Annotated in this window: 1 pseudogene; it reads left to right on the top strand. The window is 68.3% G+C overall.

The features are described from left to right. A pseudogene (locus tag E4A51_RS18180) lies at positions 1-963 on the top strand (DNA-directed RNA polymerase subunit beta'); the annotation flags it as partial.

Below are 963 nucleotides of genomic sequence, written 5' to 3' on the forward strand. Positions count from 1 at the left end.
AGCTGGCCGCCCCCGTCACGCACATCTGGTTCTTCAAGGGTGTGCCGTCGCGTCTGGGCTACCTGCTCGACCTGGCGCCGAAGGACCTCGAGAAGGTCATCTACTTCGCGGCCTACATGATCACGTGGGTCGACGTGGACGGTCGCCAGGAGGACCTCCCGAACCTCCAGAACGAGATCGACCTGGAGAAGAAGGAGATCGCGGACCGCCGCGACAACGACATCAACGCCCGCGCCCAGAAGCTCGAGGCCGACCTGGCCGAGCTCGAGGCCGAGGGCGCCAAGGCCGACGCGCGCCGCAAGGTGCGCGACTCGGCCGAGCGCGAGATGGCGCAGCTGCGCAAGCGTGCCGACGCCGAGCTCGACCGCCTCGAGCAGGTCTGGGACCGCTTCAAGAACCTCAAGGTCGCGGACCTCGAGGGCGACGAGATGCTGTACCGCGCCCTGCAGGACCGGTACGGCAACTACTTCGAGGGCTCGATGGGCGCCGCGGCGATCCAGAAGCGCCTCGAGGCGTTCGACCTGGTCGCCGAGGCCGAGTCGCTGCGCGAGACCATCCGCAGCGGCAAGGGCCAGCGCAAGACCCGCGCCCTCAAGCGCCTCAAGGTCGTCAACGCGTTCCTCACGACGAACAACTCGCCGACGGGCATGGTCCTGGACGCGGTCCCGGTCATCCCGCCGGACCTGCGCCCGATGGTCCAGCTCGACGGCGGCCGCTTCGCCACGTCGGACCTCAACGACCTGTACCGCCGCGTCATCAACCGGAACAACCGCCTCAAGCGGCTCCTGGACCTGGGCGCGCCGGAGATCATCGTCAATAACGAGAAGCGGATGCTCCAGGAGGCCGTGGACTCGCTGTTCGACAACGGCCGCCGCGGTCGCCCGGTGACGGGCCCCGGCAACCGTCCGCTCAAGTCGATCTCCGACATGCTCAAGGGCAAGCAGGGCCGGTTCCGCCAGAACC

The organism is Cellulomonas sp. HD19AZ1, assembly GCF_004535805.1.
In the GTDB taxonomy this organism is placed as follows: domain Bacteria; phylum Actinomycetota; class Actinomycetes; order Actinomycetales; family Cellulomonadaceae; genus Cellulomonas; species Cellulomonas iranensis.